This window comes from Streptomyces sp. NBC_00887 (genome assembly GCF_045207585.1).
In genome coordinates, this window is sequence record NZ_CP108788.1 from 5,001,654 (window position 1) to 5,017,302 (window position 15,649).

Consider the following 15,649-nt stretch of genomic DNA (forward strand, 5'->3'; position numbering starts at 1 on the left):
GCTCTCAGCCGAGCAGTCGGGTCAGGCCGAGACGGGTCCACAGGAGGGCGGCTCCGAAGGAGAGCACCGTGGTGGCTGCCGTCACGCCGACCATGAGGGCCGCGGCCGCCACCCACGTGAGGTCCGCCGTGACCAGGGCCTCGGTGAGGACGCCCAGGACGAGGACGTGGATCATGTACGCGCCGAACGAGGCGTCGGACAGCCGGGTCAGCGCCGGACGCAGTCGGTCCGGGATGTGCAGGCGGTGCAGGGAGAGCAGCACTCCGGCACTGAACAGGGCGACCAGCACGCTCGCGTACGGGATCGCGTAGTGCACCACGTGCTGGTACGCGACGGTCGCGGCCAGCGCCGCGCCCGCCGGGAGGAGCCACCACAGGCGGCGCCTGCCGAACGTACCGGCGGGCACCGCGAGGAGCAGGGCGCCGAGCACCGCGTAGATCAGCTGGTACGGGCCGAAGCCCCAGCCGAACCGCGGCAGATCCAGGTCCGTGATCCGGGCGATGTCGCCGAACAGGGACGGGGCCGCGCCGAGGACGAGCAGGGCGGCACCGAGCCCCCAGGGGCGTTTGCCCGCCCTCACCAGGGCGGCGAAGGCCAGCAGCATGATGACGGGGACGTAGGCGTACAGGTACCAGAGGTGGTACGCCGGGCGGACCGAGGCGAAGAGCGAGTCGAGGGCCAGTTCGCCGATCGGGTCGTCGTCGGTGGAGCGCAGCCGGCCCCACGCCAGATACAGCACCGTCCACACGGCGAGCGGCATCACGATCCGCACGATGCGCTTCCACAGCCGGCGGCCGTCCCTGACCGGGGCTCCCACCAGCACCACCCAGCCGGCGATCGCGAAGAACAGGGGCACCGCGAAGCGGCCCGCCGAGTCCGCCACGAGGCCTGCCCAGTAGGTACCGGGGCCGTTGGAGGCCTCGCGGCCCGCCGTGTTCACGAACGCGGAACCCGTGTGGCACAGGATCACGCCGACCGAGCAGAGCAGCCGGATCAGATCGACGTCGTAGCGGTGCTCGCGGACCGGGCGGGGCCGCGGCGCGGTCTCCGGGGCGGCATCCGCGGACGGTGCGGCGGCCGGTGCGGTTGCGGTGGCCGGTGTTCCGGCCGGAGAAGCAGAGGATGGCATGGTCATCGAAGGCTATGAACGCACTCGCCCGGGGTGAACTCCGGCCAGGTGAACAGTCACTTCGTCCGGGTGTCGGGCAGGTGAAGGCCGTGTGCTCCCTCGGCGCTCCGAGGACCCGGGATGCGCGGGGCGGGCAGTGGCAGACCGAAGACCTCGCGCAGTCCGGTGAGGTTCGCCCGGGTCACCGACCAGAGGTGCTCCTGCCTGTCGTGCACGTCGGCCACGGCGGCCCGGTGATCCTCCAGCACCGCCGTCGCCCGCTCGGCGAGGCGGGCGCCCAGGGCTCGGTCGTGGACGGACACGCCCCACTCGGGGCGCTCGATGTCGGTGAGGAAGTAGGCGAGTTTGGGGTGCGAGACCAGACTGATGACGGGTGTGCCGCAGCCGAACGGGATCATGCCCGCGTGTCCGCGCATCCCGATCACCAGGCGGGTACGCCGGTAGAGGTCGCGGATCTGTTCGTTGGAGCGCAGGTACAGCGGCTCCACCGGCAGGGAGGTCCCGTGCTCGCGGCGCAGGTCGTGCACGAACTTCTCGTCCGCCGGCATGTGGGCCGCGTAGCGGACCTCGGCACGTTCCCCTGTCGCACGTATGGCGGCGTCCATCTCGGCCAGGAAGTGCCCGTAGTCGTGCCCGAAGCGCAGATTGGCCCGGTCGTAGGCGCAGTTGACCAGTACGGTGTCGTCGCGTCGCACCGGATCGGTCCAGTCGGGGTCGAGGTGGCGGGCGACGGTGGTGGGGCAGGGCTGGTAGCGCACCCGGTCGCGCAGGTCGTCCGGCAGGAGTTCCCTGACCCGGGCGACGGAACCCTGGTTGCGCAGTCCGAAGAAGGCCGACCGTTCGACCAGGACGCGCAGACTCGCCGCGAATCTGTCACGGCGGTAGCGCTGGCCGTCGAACACGTTGTAGCCGACCGCGAAGACGGCCAGCGGCGCGGTGATCCGGCCCAGGACGTCGTCCGCGATGTTCCACTGCCAGCCGCTGTTGCTGTTGGGCGCGGTGTCGGGGAGGAAGAGCCCGCCGCCGCCGACGATCACCCCGCGACGGGCGTTGAGCTCCTCCAGGACCGGCTCGTCCACCAGCCGGTGCACGGACTGCTGGTGCCAGCGGCGCGGCCCGGTGTCGGCGTCGAAGCACATGCGGACGGCTTCGGGCAGCACCTTGTCGCCCGCGTTCTCCTGGCCGTCGGCGAACAGCGCGACGTGCGCGAGCTGTTCGGCCGGGGCGGCCGGGGCTGCGGCCGGGGCGACAGGTGCGGGTGTGCGGGGCTTCCGGGTGCGCACGTACCAGGCGCGGCAGTTGGCGTCGGTGGGGTCGGAGTCCAGGCCGTCGCGGGCGTAGCCGTGCGCGTCCCGCGTCCGGCCGAGCAGCCAGGCGAGCCGGGCCAGCTGCCCGTACGCGCGGGCCGCGACGTCCGGTGACACGGTGGCCAGCAGGAGGTGCGCCTCGGCCTCTTCGTACCTGGACAGCGCCATCAGGCAGATGCCCAGCGTCTCGTGGCAGCGCGGCAGGTCGGGCCGGTCGTCCACGGCCGCCGTCAGCAGCGTGACCGCCTCCTCGTAGCGACCCTGCTGCCGGTGCACGTCGGCGACCTGGCGGACCAGCTCCACCGGGGTGCTCCCCCCGGCCGGGAACGGAAGCGCGTGGTGCAGCAGCAGTTCGGGGTGCTTGGGGCCGGACAGGGCGCAGTACGCGGCGCGGAACGCCTCGTCGTCCAGCTCGTAGCGGTCGCGGGCCTCGTACGCCGGCGCGTATCCGGCACGGTCGGTGTCCGTGAAGCGCAGTACGGCGGTGCCGTCGGGCACGGGCGTGTCGTCGTAGAGCCGGCCGACCAGGAAGTCGTAGCGGGAATCGACGGCCGTGAGCAGCCCGGGTGCCCGTCCCAGCGCACGGTCCACCCGCCCGTCGCCGCCGCGCTCCGGGTCGGCGAGACCGTCGAGTCCTTCGAGGAACGTGCCGTCGGTGTCCTGGCGCTGGATCACCAGCAGGCCGTCGTCCTGGACGGTCCGCCGGCCGTCGGGGCCTGGTTGCGGCACGGCGCCCACTCCCGTGCGCAACTGCAGCAGGGGCAGCAGCGGGCCGAGCACGACCGTGCCGGGGCCGAAGGCGACGACGGTGTCGTAGGCGTCCGCCCGGAAGACGTCGAGGCGGTCGGCGGCCTCGTACGGGACTATCCGGGGGTGCAGTCGGCGTGCGGCGTCGAAGGCGGTGTCGGGCAGGCCGGGGTGCAGGACGAGGAAGTCCTCGCAGACGGCCGGGTTGGTCAGTACGAGGCTGCGCAGCAGCAGGAGGAGGCCGGGCATCCGGTCCTCGTCGGTGCAGGCGGCGAAGGCTGTCCTCCGCCTTCCGGTGACGGCGCGTCTGTCGTCGGCGTCCGCGGCGGCGGAATCGGCGGGAGCGTTCATCGCAGCTGGGTCCTCAGGTCGGTCTCGTCCTCATGGGTCGCGTGGGCGGTGACCCACGCGTGCTCCCGCGGCAGCAGCTGTCCCGGCAGGCCGAACCCGATGAGGTCCAGGCGGTCGGCGTCCAGGAAGTCCAGGAGCCGCAGCACGGTGAAGGCCGTGGTGGTACGGGTTCCCCAGCCGTCCTCCCCGATCAGCGCCGGATCGCTCAGCGGCCGGCGCAACGAGGCGTCGCCGATGTGGTCCTGGGCATCGGGGACGAGCCGTGCGCGCAGCGCCCGGCGCCAGTCGGCGAGCCTGTCGCCGAAGACCAGGCGGGTGCCGGCCCTGCCGCCCCAGCCGGGTCCGGTCCAGGGCGTGTCGCCCCGCAGGGTGAGGGCGTGCAGGTCGGTGCGCACGAGGGCGGAGGATTCCCCGCCCGTGGGCAGGGCGTCGCAGCGCACCACCAGGTCGTGCCCGTCGATCAGCTTCCCGAGCGGACTGCCCGCGGTCCGCTCCTCCTCCAGCACAAGCGGCGTGCCGGCGACCACGCACACGGAGCGGCCTTCGACGAGACGGCGCAGGGCCGGGACCCCGATCGGCTCGGTGCCGTCGAGCAGCGGGTCGGCCATCCTGTCCCGGTCCAGCAGCCGGCGGTGGGCGGCGTACGCCCCGGCGAGCTCCCGGACGGCCGGGTCGCCCATGCCCCGGACGGCCGTCCGCTGCCGTACGACGTCGGCGAAGCCGGCCCCCGCCTCCGCGGCCGGCACGTCGCGCAGGGCCCGCAGCCGGGCGGCGTCCTCACCGTCGGGCAGGAGTCCGGCGGCGTCGTCCAGGCAGCGGCGGAGGTCCCGCAGGGTCGCGATGCGCCGTGCTATGTCCTGCGACGAGGAGGGTTCCTGCTGCAGCGTCAGGTGGCGCTCGTAGGCCTGTACGGCCTCCTCGTTCCGCCCGAGGGCGTCCAGCGCGCGTCCGCGCAGCCGCCATGCCCCCTTGGACCTGTCCCGCATCCCGGTCGCCTCGACCGCGATGCCGAGGGCGAACCGCGCCTGCGCGTCGCCGCCGGCCTCCAGGGCGTGCCGCCCGGTCCGCAGCAGTGCGTCGAAGAGGCCGTCCGCTCCGGAGGAACAGGCCGTGGTGAGCGTGCCGATGGAGGCGACCAGGCGGGTCTTCCTGACGTCGTCCATGGGGCCGGAGGCGCCGAGGGCCGCGAGGTGGTCGCCGCACAGGCGCAGCACGGCCGGTGCGGCAGGCACCTGTTGCCCGGAACCGCCCGTCGCGGTCCTGGTCCGTACGGCCTTGAGCAGCCCCGTGAAGGTCTGGCCCATGCTCGATTCCGCCGTTCTGTGATCGGTGGCCGGCCGGGGCAGTGCCCCGGGGCCGGGTCAGAGTCCGAGGCTGTTGCGCGTGCGCCGTACGGTGCGGCGAAGCCGGACCGCCGCTCCGCCGGGTCCGCCGCCGGGCAGGAGGAGCTTCTGCAGGCGGCGGCGCTTGAAGTAGTGCTGGGTCGTTGCGTCGAGCCCGCCGCGCAGCCAGGACTCGGCCTCGCCGCGCAGTGCGGGGTGGAGGCCCGACTGCATGCAGTAGCCGACCGTCCGGACCAGTGGGGCGAGGGTGTCCGGTGCGCTGGAGGACAACTCCGGGACGGGCTCGCTCCCCTGCTCGTCCAGATCGGGTACGAGGTGGTCGACGATGGTCAGCGGGATGCGGTTGCTGTTCTCGTACGGGGTGATGCGGTCCAGGACGAGACGGGTGCCGACCCGGGCGACGGGGATGCCGTAGTACGCGGCGGCGGTGAACATCGCCGTGGAGAAGCAGCCGACGACGAGCGTGGGTGCGCACCGTTCGTAGAGCGTCTCGGCGAGCAGCGGGCTGTCCAGGGTGCTCAGGCGCACCCCCGCGGCGGCTGCCGCGTCGTCCAGGGCCCGGGAGTAGCGGGCCGGTGCGGTGGGGTGCGGTTTGAAGAGGATGGAGGTGTGGCCCGCGCGGGCCGCCCCGCGCAGCATGCGGATGTGCAGGTCCTCCTCCTCCTCGGGCGTGAGGATGTTCAGGGCGGCGAGGTACTGCCCGAGGAGTACGGCGGTGGGTGCCTCGGCCTCGACCGCCGCGAGCGTGCGGTCGCCGTCGGCCGCACGGGCGATCTCGCCGAGGACCGTACGGAAGGCATCGTGCGGTACGAGTTCGGGCTCGACGCCGGACTCCGCCAGCAGCAGCGGCTTCAGGCCGGTCACCAGGTCCAGGTGGAGCACGCGCTGGATGCGGCAGGCGATCGACACCGGCACCTTGTTCCGGGTGGGCCCGTAGCTCATCAGGCCGTCCGCGTACACGTGCAGGGCGCTCTCGGCGAAGATCGCCGCCAGTGCGCGGGCCGGGTTGACCTGGATCGACTCGACGGCCAGGTCGACGGGGTTCTCCGGGGGGATCCCCCAGGCGAGCCGGAAGGCGCGCTGCCACAGCTCGGTCTCCTCCGGGCGGGGGCCCCAGCCGCTCGGGTGGTGGGGGCTGATCGCCTCGTTCCAGTCGACGACGGAGTCGAAGCGGGCGGCGATGTCTCCGTAGCCCCGCATCTCCTCCAGCCGGAGGGCGGTTTCGGGGATCTCCGCGTTGTTGGAGACGAGCAGGATGCGGTGGCTGTCCTGCCCGGGTCCGAACTGGCCGGCGTCCAGGGCAGCCGCGAGCGTGGCCGCCCCGTACAGGGTGGAGACCTGGAAGATCTGGGTGCGCGTGGGCATGGGTCAGGCGGCCTTCTGCTTGTCACGCAGGCGGTTGAGCAGGGTGCTGCGCTTGTTGTCCATCATCGTCAGGGTCCTGTCGAGCACCGGCTGCGGCATGCGGTGCAGTGCGGCGGTCGACTCGTGGCGCAGCCGCCGGGCGGTGGCAGGGTCGTACACGTCCGCCTTCTCGTTGTGGAACGCGATCATCGCGCAGTAGGTGCGGACCGCCTTGGGCAGAAGGAGTTCCGCGTCCCGGTCCTGGCCGATCTCCTCGACGAGCGTGTCGTAGGCGGGGAAGAAGTCGAGCTGCCGGGAGTCCTTGATCTGGGTGAGGGACGTGGTGACTCCGCGCCGGTAGAAGATGCCGTAGAGGCCCAGGGCTGCGTAGGTGCGGGCGTGCAGGTGGAGCCGCCAGATGAACAACCGGTCCTCGGCGGTGCGCAGTTCGGTGGCGAACCTCAGTGCGCCGTCCTCGAAGAGCCGCCGGTGGTAGATCCCCGCCCATACGAACGGGTAGTCGACCATCGTCTCGCGCTCGGGGGCCGCGATTCCCTCCCGCGGGTCGAGCACGGTGTCGCGGAGGCGGGCCGGCGCGCGGCGCACGACACGGCTGGTGCCGGTGGACTGCACGTGGTCGGTGCGGGCGAAGTCGCAGTCGAGTTCCTGCGCGGCGTGCAGCAGGCGGGCCAGATGGCCGGGCGCGTACCAGTCGTCGCCGTCGAGGAAGGTGACGAAGTCGCCGCGGGCCGCGTCGATGCCGCTGTTACGGGCTGCCGCGATGCCCAGGTTCGTGCCGTGCCGGATGACCTCGGCCCGCGGAAGTCTCTCCGCCCACCGGTCGATGACGGACGGCGTCTCGTCCGTCGAGCAGTCGTCGACCAGAAGGAACTCCACATCCGGGCCGGCGTTGCGGGCCAGGCTGCTCAGCGCCGCGTCGGCGAAGGCCGCGACATTGTGGAAGGGAACGACGACGGACAGTTTCGGCACGCGGGGACTCACCTTCGATCTTGGTCCACACACGCTAGTGAGTCACGTGGAGGAGCGGGTGTCCTCCGGCCCGACGAGTGGTGAACTCTGGGCATCCCCGCGATGACCTGACCCTGGGGCGCCGCGCCCGGCGGGTGCGCCCGGCCTCACCGCACCCCGTACCGCGCCTCGATGCCCGCGACGATGATCCACAGGCCGTCCTCGAAGCGCTCGTCGTAGCCGGCGAAGATCTCGGCGCCGGCTGCCGCGGCGAGCGGGAACTGCTCCATCCGCTGGGCCCGTTCGCCGATGTCGAAGCCCTCCCGGCGCTCGTCCGGCATCGGCCGGACGCCCTGTTCCTCGGTGACGAAGCCCATCGTGTACGAGTACGCGGTGATGCCGGCCCGTACCGCCTGCCGCAGCTCGAAGCCCGCGCCGACCATGGTCCGCAGATGGGTTTCGAGCCCTGCGGCGTGGTCGGTGCCGGTGAACCTGGCGCCGCTGTAGACCTTCGCGCCGTCCCGGTAGCGCAGCAGCGCGGCACGCAGTCCGCTGTTGTACGCGATGAGCTGCCGCTGCCAGCTGTCCGCGGCGGGGCCGGGCAGTTCCTCGTCGAGCATCCGGCGGTACATCACGGTCGCCATCTCGTCGAGCAGTGCCTGCTTGTCCTTGAAGTGCCAGTACAGAGCGGGCGCCTTGACGTCCAGCTCCCTGGCGATGGCGCGCAGGGTCAGCCCGTCGAGGCCCACCTCGTTCAGCAGGCGCAGTGCCGTGTCGGCGACGCGCGCCCTGTCGATCTTCGTCGTACCCACCTTGACAATTTAACAGCGTTAAGCGCAAACTCCGAACCATGGAACTTAACGGCGTTAAGGAAACTGAGGTACTGATCGTCGGAGCGGGTCCCAGCGGCCTGGCCCTCGCCTGCGATCTGGCACGCAGAGGCGTGCGCGCCCTCGTCGTCGAGCAGGCCGCCGCGCTCTTCCCGGGCTCGCGGGGCAAGGGCATCCAGCCGCGCACGAGGGAGGTGCTCGACGACCTCGGGGTGGGCGACGCGGTGCGCGCCTACGGCGGCGCCGCCCCCGTCGGCATGACGTGGCGCGACGGGGAGCGGCAGGGCGCGTACGACATGTTCCGCCGCGCGGCACCGACGGACGCGGAGCCGTACGGGGAACCGTGGATGATGCCGCAGTGGCGGACCCAGGAGATCCTGCTCGCCAGGCTGCGCGAGCTGAGCGGCGACGTCACCTTCTCCACCGCCCTGACCGACCTCTCCCAGGACCCCGGCGGGGTCACCGCCGAACTGTCCACGGGCCCGGTGCGCACCTCCTACCTCGTCGCCGCGGACGGCGGGCGCTCCACGGTCCGGCGCACGCTCGGCATCCCGATGGACGGCGAGAGCGTCGACCCCGCCCCCATGCTGGTCGCCGACGTCCGGGTCACGGAAAGGGCCCTCGACCGGCTGAACTGGCACATCTTCACCGGCGACGCGGGCTACACCACCCTGTGCCCGCTGCCCGGCACGGCCGACTTCCAGCTCGTCGCCCAGTTCAAGGACGGCGAGCCGGACACCTCGCCGGAAGCCGTACGGGAGCTACTCGCCGCCCGCACCCACCTCGGCCCCGAGGACGTCACCGAGGTGCGCTGGTGCTCGGACTTCCGGCCGCGCGCGGCACTGGCCGAGCGCTTCCGGGCGGGCCGCGTCTTCCTCACGGGCGACGCCGCCCATGTCCACTCCCCGGCCGGCGGGCAGGGTCTGAACACCAGCGTCCAGGACGCGTACAACCTCGGCTGGAAGCTCGGCCAGGTCCTGCGGCACGGCGCGCCGCCCGCGCTGCTCGACAGTTACGAGGAGGAGCGGCGCCCCGTGGCCGCCGACATGCTGGGCCTCTCGACCCGCATCCACCGAGGCGAGCAGGAACGCGGCGCCGCCACCCAGCAGCTGGGTCTCGGCTACCGCGAGGGCCCCCTGTCCCACGGCCGGGCGGGCCTGCTGGAAGCCGGCGACCGGGCACCGGACGGGCCGGCGGGCGCCGGGCAGCGGCTCTTCGACGTCTTCCGGGGGCCGCACTTCACCCTGCTCACCGTCGGCACCGACGCCGGTCTGCCCGCGTCCGGCGGTGCGTTGCTGCGCCACCACCGGGCGGCGGCCTGCGAGGCCTACGGCAATGGCCTGTTCCTCGTCCGCCCGGACGGCTACATCGGCTGGGCCGGCGACGACACCTCGGGGCTCGCGGAGTACGCCGGGGCCATGGGCCTTGACCTCAAGCTTGATTGAGGTCCTACGTTCGGGGACATGGACTACTCACACGATGACGCAGGACTCGCACGGCAGCCCATCGGCTACTGGAGCTGGGCCGCCCACGAAGCGACCGTGACCCACATCCGCGCCGCCCTCGCCGAGCACGGTCTCACCCAGCCGCCCTGGTGGGTGATCAACCAGCTCGTCGAGGCGGACGACAAGGGGCGGCCCCGCGCGGAGGTGGTCGCGATGCTCCGCGGCTACCTGTCCGTCGGGGACGGGCTGGAACCCGAGATCGACACCCTCATCGCCCGGGGCCTGGTCACCCAGGACGCCACCACCCGCCTGCGGCTGACCGCCGAGGGGCACGCGCTGCAGGAACGTGCCTACGAACGGGTCGGCCGGGCGAGGGCGGAGATCCACGCCGGCATCCCGGACGAGGAGTTCGTCGCCGCACTCAAGGTCCTCCAGCGCATGATCCACAACGTGGGAGGCAAGGCCTGGCACCACTGAACGCCCGGTCGGACGCGGCCCGCTCAGACGCTGCTGAAGGTGAGCTTCGCCGCGAAGCCCAGGAACAGCACACCCGCCGCCGAAGTGGCCCCCGCCGACAGCCGCTTGCGGCGGCGGAACGCGGTGGCCAGGCGGGTGCCGCCGAATATGAGCATCGAGAGGTACAGGAAGCTGCCGATCTGCAGCAGGACGCCCAGCAGCAGGAAGGACAGCGCCGGGTAGGCGTAGCCCGGGTCGACGAACTGCACGAAGAAGGAGATCAGGAACAGGATGGCCTTCGGGTTGAACAGGCTGACCACGAGCGCCCGCCGGTAGGGACGCTCGACGGCCGTGGCCGGCGCCGGGTCCTCCTCGGTCAGCTCGGCGACCCGCTGGTGCCGCTCACGCCACGTCGACACGGCGGCCCTCAGCATCCCGATGGCCAGCCAGGTCAGGTATCCCGCACCCGCGTACTTGACGACGGCGAAGAGCAGCGGCGTCGTCTGCAGCAGGGACGCGGCCCCCAGGGCGGACAGCGTCATCAGGACCGTGTCCCCGGTCCACACACCCGCTGCGGCCACGTACCCGGTCCGCACACCGCGCCGGGCGGCCACGGACAGCACGTACAGCGAGTTCGGCCCGGGCAGCAGAATGATCAGCACGAGGCCGGCGAGATAGGTCGGAAGATCGGTGACACCTAGCATGAACGGAGTGTCGCATGCGGGTACGACACTCCGTCCGGGTGGCCCGGATGCCGGACTGCCGCCGGTCGCCTACCTCACGAGGTCGGCGTACACGATGATGTTGTCCGGCCGGTGACCGTTCTCGAGATCCCCGCCGCAGGTGATCAGACGTAGTTCGGGGCGGGTCGTCTCCCCGTAGACCTTGTCGGTCGGGAAGCTGTCCTTGTCGACCTGTTCCAGTGCCCGGACCGCGAATACCGCGTCGGAACCGTCCGCGCGCGACACGGTGATGCGGTCGCCGGCCCCGATCCTGGAAACGTTCTTCAGCACCGCCGGTCCCTCGGCCGTGTCGAAGTGCCCGATGAGGACGGCGGGACCGAGCTCACCGGGCGTCACGCCCTTGGTGTACCAGCCGATCCGGTCCGCCTGTCCGACGGACGGGACCTCGACGGTGCCGTCCGCGGCCAGCCCGAGCTTCAGCACGGGACCTGTGTCGACGTCCGCGGACGGGACACGCACCCTGACGGGCTCGGAGGCGGTCATCGGCTCCGCGGGGACGGCCGCCGACGAGGGGGCGGGCGATGTCGGGGCGGTGGTGGGTAGGTGTGCGGGCGGGGTGGCCGCGCGGGCGCTGTCGTCGACGCCGCAGCCGGTCAGCGCACCGAGTACGAGGACCGCGAGCGCGGCGGCGGTGAGGCGGTGACCGGCGGTTCGGGTGGAGCGGCGGCCGTGGTGTGTGTGCATGAACTGCTCCCGGCGGGGCGAGCCCGGACGGGCCGTCGCTTCCTGCGGCGGCCCGTCCGGGCGACGTGGGCGGCTGAGGGGGCTGTCCGGCCCGGCGGCCGGTCCGGCCTCAGCGGCCGGCGGCGGCCCGGCGGCGGCGCAGGGCGACGAAGCCGATGCCCGCGGCGCTGAGCGCCGCGGCGGCGCCTCCCGCGGTCACCAGCATGTGGTCGTTGCCCTGCCCGTACTCGGCGCCGGCGGCAACGCCGCCCTTGGGGATCACCGTGGTCTGCGTGCCGTTCTCGGTGGTGCCGCTGTCCGGGGTGTTCCCGTAGAGGAAGCTGCAGCCCTTGGGAAGCTTCGGGAAGTCCGTGACGCCTGCCGGGTGGCCGCCGCCCTCGACGTTGGTGCGCAACTGCGGCGTGTGGCTGTCCGGGTTGAGGATCTCCCCGATGATTCCCGCGCTCGCGGGGAGCTTGGGGTGCTTGCGGTCCAGCGTCTCGAACACCTTCCCGTCGCCGAAGCTGCGGAAGACGACGGACGGACCGGACGGGCTGATCGTCAGAAGGGCCTCGAGGCCCGCTCCGATGTCCTTCTGGGCGGTGGCCACGCACTTGACGGGGGTCTCCGGGCCCTGGCCGTCGCTGCCGTGGTCGTTCACCGAGGTGATCCGCCCGTCGGAGAACAGGGTCACCGAGATGTCGCCGAAGAGCTTGGTCTCCTCCTTCTTGAATCCGTGGCCGGCCGCGAGGGTGCCGAGGAACTTGCTGCCGGAGCGGATCGTGGCCGAGTGGAAGACCTCGTCCTTCTCGCCGTGCCGGTAGACCTCGGCGCTCAGCCCGCCCTTGAGCGTGTCCTTGTGGACCAGGACGCCCGCCGGGGTTTCCGGCCCCTGGCCGTCGCTGCCGTGGTCGCTGACGGAGGTGACGGCACCCGTGCCGGTGAGGGTGACCTGGATGCCTTCGAAGACCCGGCTCTCCTTCGCGGCGTGTCCCGCACCCGCGGTGAGGGTGCCGAGCTGCCGGTCGCCCTTGAGGACGACCGCCGTGTAGTGGATGTCCGTGTCCCCGTGCCGGTAGACCTCGGCGGTCAGTCCGCCCTTGAGCTGGTCGGTGCGGACGAGGGTGCCCTCGGCGGTGGTCGAGGCGGCTGAATCGGCCTTCGGAGTGGTGTCGGCGAACGCCGTGGCTGCGGGGGCCAGGACCATGCCGGTGAGCGCTGCGGTTGCTACGGCGGTGCGAAGGGCGAGGCGACGGCGCGAGGTGGTGAGAGACATGGACGACTCCGTGAAGAAAAGGCGGCCTTGTGGGCCTGCGGGAGAAAAGGGAGAGTCGCATGCCGCTTCCTCGGTCGGGTGGGGCCGAGAGGTGTGGCGGGCTGCTGGTTCGAAGGTAACGATCTCCTTCGGCGGAGGTGTCCACTCCGTGTCACCACTGCGTGACAGCCGCCACATCCCTCCCATGACCGCCCGGCGAATTCTCGGCGAAGGACCCGGTGAACTCCGGTCGGAGGAGGGAGGTTCTCAGAACGCGTCCGTCGGGACGTACGTCCCCCAGACCTCGCGCAGCGCGTTGCAGACCTCGCCCACCGTCGCCCGCGCCCTCAGCGCGTCCTTCATCGGATAGAGGATGTTGGCCGTGCCCGCCTCGCTCCCCGCCGCCTCCTTCAGCTCGGCCAGCGCCGCGTCCACCGCCCCCTGGTCGCGTCCGGCCCGGAGTTTCGCCAGCCGGGCAGCCTGCTGGGCCTCGATGGCCGGGTCGACGCGGAGGGGTTCGTACGGCTCCTCCTCGTCGAGCCGGAAGCGGTTGACTCCGACGACGACACGTTCGCCGCTGTCGGTCTCCTGCGCGATCCGGTAGGCGCTGCGCTCGATCTCGCCCTTCTGGAAGCCACGTTCGATGGCGTTGACCGCGCCGCCCATGTCCTCGACCTTGAGCATCAGTTCCAGGGCTGCGGCCTCGACGTCGTCGGTCATCCTCTCCACGACGTACGAACCCGCGAAGGGGTCCACCGTCGCCGTCACGTCCGTCTCGTACGCCAGGACCTGCTGGGTGCGCAGGGCCAGGCGGGCCGACTTGTCGGTGGGCAGGGCGAGGGCCTCGTCGAAGGAGTTGGTGTGCAGCGACTGCGTGCCGCCCAGTACCGCGCCCAGGCCCTGTACGGCGACCCTGACCAGGTTGACCTCGGGCTGCTGGGCGGTGAGCTGCACGCCCGCGGTCTGGGTGTGGAAGCGCAGCATCAGCGACTTGGGGTTCTCCGCGCCGAACTCCTCCCTCATCACCCTCGCCCAGATCCGGCGCGCGGCACGGAACTTGGCGACCTCCTCCAGGATCGTCGTGCGGGCCACGAAGAAGAAGGAGAGACGCGGGGCGAAGTCGTCCACGTCCATGCCGGCCGCGACGGCGGTACGGACGTACTCGATGCCGTCGGCCAGGGTGAACGCGATCTCCTGCGCGGGCGAGGCGCCCGCCTCCGCCATGTGGTACCCGGAGATCGAGATGGTGTTCCACTTCGGGATCTCGGCCCGGCAGTACTTGAAGATGTCGGCGATCAGCCGCAGCGAGGGCTTCGGCGGGAAGATGTAGGTGCCGCGGGCGATGTACTCCTTGAGGACGTCGTTCTGGATGGTGCCGGTCAGCGCGTCCGCCGGGACGCCCTGTTCCTCACCGACCAGCTGGTAGAGCAGCAGGAGGAGGGCGGCGGGCGCGTTGATGGTCATCGAGGTGGAGACCTCGTCCAGCGGGATCCCGCCGAACAGGACGCGCATGTCGTCGATGGAGTCGATCGCCACACCGACCTTGCCGACCTCACCGGAGGAGATCGGGGCGTCCGAGTCGTGCCCCATCTGGGTGGGCAGGTCGAACGCGACCGACAGGCCCGTCGTGCCGTGGGCGATCAACTGCCGGTAGCGGGCGTTCGACTCGGTGGCCGTGCCGAATCCCGCGTACTGCCGCATCGTCCACGGGCGGCCGGTGTACATCGTCGGGTAGACACCGCGCGTGAAGGGGTACGCACCCGGCTCGCCCAGCCTCTCCGGGGCCTGCCAGCCGTCGAGCGCGTCCGGCCCGTACACCGGTTCGATGGGGAACCCCGACTCGGACTCACGCGTCATGTCCTGTGCCTCCGCTCAAGCCACTGTTCGGCCACCGGCGTCGCCACCGACGTACCGGCGGGGGTCCGGGCGCCCGGACCTTGCTCACAGCACGACCCCGGGGCCTGGACTCACCTTCCCCATCATGCGCAGGATTCGGCAACCGGGCAGGACGGGAATCCGTCCCATGAGATATCCGCGCCATGAGATACCGGGAATCAGTGGGCGAACCAGGGGGACAAGGATGAGACGCATAGGTACGAACAGCCGTGCAGGCAGAACGCGCACGGCGGCAACGGCATTCGTCGGCGTCCTCGCCCTCGCCACCCTGACGGCGGGCTGCAGGGCCGAGACGGTCGGCGCCGCCGAGCCCACGGCCGCGCCGAAGGCCCCCTCGACGGCCGCGAGCCCCACGGACGACGCCAAGCCGAGCAGCCCGGCGACTTCGCCCTCCCCCGAGGCGAAGCCGAGCACGAAGCCCGCACCGCGGCCGAAGACCCTGATGTCCGTCGGAGACCGGAGCAAGCAGGTACGGGAGCTCCAGGCCCGGCTGCGCCAGATCGGCCACTTCGACCGCAGCCCCACCGGGTACTACGGCACCGCGACCGTCGCGTCCGTGAAGTCCTTCCAGGGCAAGCGGGGGCTGTCGCGTACGGGGAGGACCGACACGGTCACCTGGCAGCGGCTGCTCGGGATGACGCGGAAGCCGACTGCCCAGGAGCTGGATCCGCCGACCGAGAGGCCGGCGGCCGAGCCGGACGCGCGCTGCATGACGGGCCGGGTCCTGTGCATCAGCAAGAACAGCCGCACCCTGTCGTGGATGATCGACGGCCGGGTCGTCTCGTCGATGGACGTGCGGTTCGGCTCGCAGTACACGCCCACCCGTGAGGGCACGTTCTCGGTGTACTGGAAGTCCCGTCACCACGTGTCGACCATCTACGACTCGCCCATGCCGTACGCGATGTTCTTCAGCGGGGGCCAGGCGGTGCACTACTCGTCGGACTTCGCGGCCCGTGGCTACAGCGGCGCCTCGCACGGCTGTGTGAACGTCCGGGACGAGGGGAAGATCGCCTCGCTCTTCGCCCAGGTGAGGAACGGCGACAAGGTCGTCATTTATTGGTAGCAGCTATTGGTAGCGGCTTCCACCAAAAAGAGGGCGCGGGCGGGACCGGGGGAACGTGTCCCGCCCGCGCCGGATGCGCCGAGCCGAAGGTACGGGGGGAACCCCGGC

The 15,649-nt window shown here is 71.7% G+C and carries 13 protein-coding genes; 3 read left to right on the forward strand and 10 right to left on the reverse strand.

Annotated features, from left to right (window positions below; all coding sequences use genetic code 11):
- Positions 1-4: 4 nt before the first annotated feature.
- From OG844_RS22670 to OG844_RS22695, 6 genes are all read right to left on the reverse strand, one after another.
- Positions 5-1,135 (reverse strand): acyltransferase, encoded by a 1,131-nt coding sequence (locus OG844_RS22670; RefSeq protein WP_406392659.1) that lies wholly within the window; start codon positions 1,133-1,135, stop codon positions 5-7.
- Between the two features lie 50 nt (positions 1,136-1,185).
- Positions 1,186-3,534, reverse strand: coding sequence for a polysaccharide pyruvyl transferase family protein (locus OG844_RS22675; RefSeq protein ID WP_406392660.1), 2,349 nt, complete (start codon positions 3,532-3,534; stop codon positions 1,186-1,188).
- Positions 3,531-4,838: a hypothetical protein gene (locus OG844_RS22680; protein WP_406392662.1), complete on the reverse strand. Its 1,308-nt coding sequence runs from the start codon at positions 4,836-4,838 to the stop codon at positions 3,531-3,533. The genes OG844_RS22675 and OG844_RS22680 overlap by 4 nt, the downstream gene beginning before the upstream one ends.
- A gap of 57 nt (positions 4,839-4,895) precedes the next feature.
- Positions 4,896-6,242 (reverse strand): polysialyltransferase family glycosyltransferase, encoded by a 1,347-nt coding sequence (locus OG844_RS22685; protein WP_406392664.1) that lies wholly within the window; start codon positions 6,240-6,242, stop codon positions 4,896-4,898.
- A 3-nt stretch (positions 6,243-6,245) separates the two neighbouring features.
- Entirely contained in the window at positions 6,246-7,211 is a 966-nt protein-coding gene (locus tag OG844_RS22690; protein WP_406392666.1) for a glycosyltransferase family 2 protein, read from the reverse strand.
- 146 nt (positions 7,212-7,357) lie between these two features.
- Positions 7,358-8,002 carry a TetR/AcrR family transcriptional regulator C-terminal domain-containing protein gene (locus OG844_RS22695; RefSeq protein WP_406392667.1) on the reverse strand — a complete coding sequence of 215 codons (645 nt, stop codon included), beginning with the start codon at positions 8,000-8,002 and terminating at the stop codon, positions 7,358-7,360.
- 38 nt (positions 8,003-8,040) lie between these two features.
- On the opposite strand from OG844_RS22695, the gene OG844_RS22700 reads away from it, so the two are divergent.
- A complete protein-coding gene (locus OG844_RS22700) occupies positions 8,041-9,465 on the forward strand; it encodes an FAD-dependent monooxygenase (protein WP_406392668.1) in 1,425 nt (474 codons plus the stop codon).
- An 18-nt stretch (positions 9,466-9,483) separates the two neighbouring features.
- Positions 9,484-9,942, forward strand: coding sequence for a MarR family winged helix-turn-helix transcriptional regulator (locus tag OG844_RS22705; protein ID WP_406392670.1), 459 nt, complete (start codon positions 9,484-9,486; stop codon positions 9,940-9,942).
- Positions 9,943-9,965: 23 nt separating this feature from the next.
- Here OG844_RS22705 and leuE read toward each other — a convergent pair whose 3' ends face one another.
- From leuE to OG844_RS22725, 4 genes are all read right to left on the reverse strand, one after another.
- Complete coding sequence (gene leuE / locus OG844_RS22710) at positions 9,966-10,625, reverse strand: leucine efflux protein LeuE (RefSeq protein ID WP_406392672.1); 660 nt, start codon at positions 10,623-10,625, stop codon at positions 9,966-9,968.
- 69 nt (positions 10,626-10,694) lie between these two features.
- Positions 10,695-11,348 (reverse strand): class F sortase, encoded by a 654-nt coding sequence (locus OG844_RS22715; protein ID WP_406392673.1) that lies wholly within the window; start codon positions 11,346-11,348, stop codon positions 10,695-10,697.
- Positions 11,349-11,457: 109 nt separating this feature from the next.
- Complete coding sequence (locus tag OG844_RS22720) at positions 11,458-12,603, reverse strand: hypothetical protein (RefSeq protein WP_406392674.1); 1,146 nt, start codon at positions 12,601-12,603, stop codon at positions 11,458-11,460.
- Between the two features lie 246 nt (positions 12,604-12,849).
- Positions 12,850-14,439 carry a methylmalonyl-CoA mutase gene (locus tag OG844_RS22725; protein ID WP_406392675.1) on the reverse strand — a complete coding sequence of 530 codons (1,590 nt, stop codon included), beginning with the start codon at positions 14,437-14,439 and terminating at the stop codon, positions 12,850-12,852.
- Between the two features lie 223 nt (positions 14,440-14,662).
- On the opposite strand from OG844_RS22725, the gene OG844_RS22730 reads away from it, so the two are divergent.
- Positions 14,663-15,541, forward strand: a complete 879-nt coding sequence (locus tag OG844_RS22730; protein ID WP_406392677.1) for a L,D-transpeptidase family protein — start codon at positions 14,663-14,665, stop codon at positions 15,539-15,541.
- Positions 15,542-15,649 lie beyond the last annotated feature (108 nt).